This is a genomic window from Sandarakinorhabdus sp. (assembly GCF_031422795.1).
Taxonomy (GTDB): domain Bacteria; phylum Pseudomonadota; class Alphaproteobacteria; order Sphingomonadales; family Sphingomonadaceae; genus Sandarakinorhabdus.
Genome location: NZ_JANPML010000213.1, coordinates 1 through 2,105, shown reverse-complemented (window position 1 = coordinate 2,105; position 2,105 = coordinate 1). Strand labels below are relative to the sequence as shown.

Sequence of the window (2,105 nt, the reverse complement as noted above, 5' to 3'; positions counted from 1 at the left end):
GCCCGCGCCGCCATCGAACTGGCGGTGGACAGCACGCTCAACCCCACGCCGCTGCTGCTGCGCCAGTTGTTTGTGCTGCGCGTTATCACCGGCGATGTGAACGGGGCGGCACAGACGCTGCAACTGGTGGCCGCATCCAACCCGAAATGGCTGGGCGAGCTGCCGCATGAACTGATCAACGATGTGCAGCGCAGTGTGGCCAGCGATGAACAGCGCAGCTTTGACCTTTCCTATACGCTGGTCGCAGCCAACCATGCGCCGCCCGATGAGACGGTGGGTGACGGCGATGGGCTGCGCCTGCGCGTGATCGCCGGGCTGGCCAAGCGCGACCGGCTGGACGATGCGGCACCGATCATCGCGGCGCTGATCAACACCGCCAATATCGCCCGCCTGGCCATCGATCGCCGCTATCAATCGCTATGGCCGGCGCTGGAAGCCCGGCTCGGCCCCGGTGCCGACACAGCCGATGCCGCCTTCATCGCGGCGGCGGAAAAGCGGCTGGCCGCCAACCCGCAATCCATCGTGGCGCGGGCCGGCGTGGCCGAAGCGCTCAACATCGCCAGCAAGGAACCCGAAGCGCTGGAACGGGTGAAGGATATCGGCACGACGCCCGAAGCGCTGGCCAAGCTGAACAACCGCGAGTTATGGACCCTGAATCTGAAGGCGGCGCTGTTGGCCGATGCCGGCCGCATCGACGACGCGCTGGCGGTGATCGACGCCGTGGCGGCACTGCCCGCCGAAGGCCGGCCCAGCCAGCTTTCGTTCCGCATCGTGGGCGCCGACATGGCCGAGGAAGCCGGGCGCCACGCCGATGCGCTGGCCCGCGCTACGGCTGCCGACAGTGCCGATCTGAACAATTTCGGCAAGCAGGCACTGGCCGGCATCAAGGTGTGTGCGCTGGCGCGGTCTGGCAAGGCCGCCGACGCACAGAAACTCGCCGCCACGCTGCCCACCGGCTGGAGCCAGGACGGCAACAACCGCGCCGTGCAGGCCGCCTTCGCCTGTCTGGGCCGGATGGATGCCGCCGCAGCCGTGCTGATCAAGCGGCTGGAGGCCGAAGACACGCGCGACGATGCGCTGTTCGAATTGCAGCCCTTCCTGATCAACGACCGGCCAAACGCGCCGGACAAGCTGACCAAGGCGAGCATGCGCACGCTGAAAGCGCGGCCCGACGTGAAGGCGGCTTTCCTGAAATGGGGACGCGATCTGCCGGCTGCAGTGGCCCCGCCGCGCTAACGGCGGAACTGGCTGCGCCGCGTTAGCGAAGGAATTGGCTGAGCTGCGTTAGCGGCGGAAGTAGAGCCTCCGGCGGGCAGGCCGGAGGCCAGCACCCATTTGTCTTTATTGCTCTTGACGCCCAATTTTCGTCGCGGGGCGCGCGCCAACGAAAGCGGGTCCAGGGGCTCAGCCCCTGGCCGCCGGAGGCACCTATCACCGGTTCTCGCTGAGCCATGGCATGAGTGGGTTCGGCAGTTCAATCAAACTGCAATCGACCCTAACGCTTGAACCGAACTCGCAACTCGAACTTCAGCACCTTGCCGGCCGGGTTTCGCGGCAGGGCGGTGACGATTTCCAGACGGGTTGGCAGCTTGTACCGCGCCAGCCGTTCGGTGGCCCAGGCGCGCAGGGTTTCCAGATCAAGGCTGGTGCCCGGCTTCAGCGCCGCCACCGCGGTGACGCTTTCGCCCCATTTTTCATTGGGTTCGCCAAAGATCGCCACTTCGGCGATAACGGGGTGGTCGTAGATCACGGCTTCCACCTCGGCAGGGTAGATATTCTCGCCGCCGCTGATGATCATGTCTTTCAGGCGGTCGCAGATATAGAGGAAGCCGTCCTCGTCCAGATAGCCGATGTCGCCGCTATGGAACCAGCCTTCGGCATCGATGGCGGCTGCGGTGGCTTCGGGCTTGTTCCAGTATCCGCGCATGATGTTGGGGCCGCGCATGATCACCTCGCCGCGTTCATTCGGCCCCAATGGGGTGCGGCCATCTTCGGCCACGATGCGCAGATCGACGAAGAACATCGGCTTGCCGGCGGAACCCAATTTGGCCAGCGCGAAATCCGGGCCGAGATAGGTGCCCGACGGCGCGGTTTCCGTGAGGCCA

2 protein-coding genes are annotated in these 2,105 nt (G+C 65.9%); one reads left to right on the top strand and one right to left on the bottom strand.

Annotated elements, in window-relative coordinates:
- Window positions 1–1,236, top strand: a 1,236-nt coding sequence (locus RMO81_RS08100) for a hypothetical protein (protein ID WP_310475317.1), incomplete at its 5' end; no start/stop codon positions are given.
- Between the two features lie 259 nt (window positions 1,237–1,495).
- On the opposite strand, the gene RMO81_RS08095 is transcribed toward RMO81_RS08100, so the two are convergent.
- The coding region (locus RMO81_RS08095; RefSeq protein WP_310475316.1) for an AMP-binding enzyme at window positions 1,496–2,105 on the bottom strand (610 nt) is incomplete at its 5' end.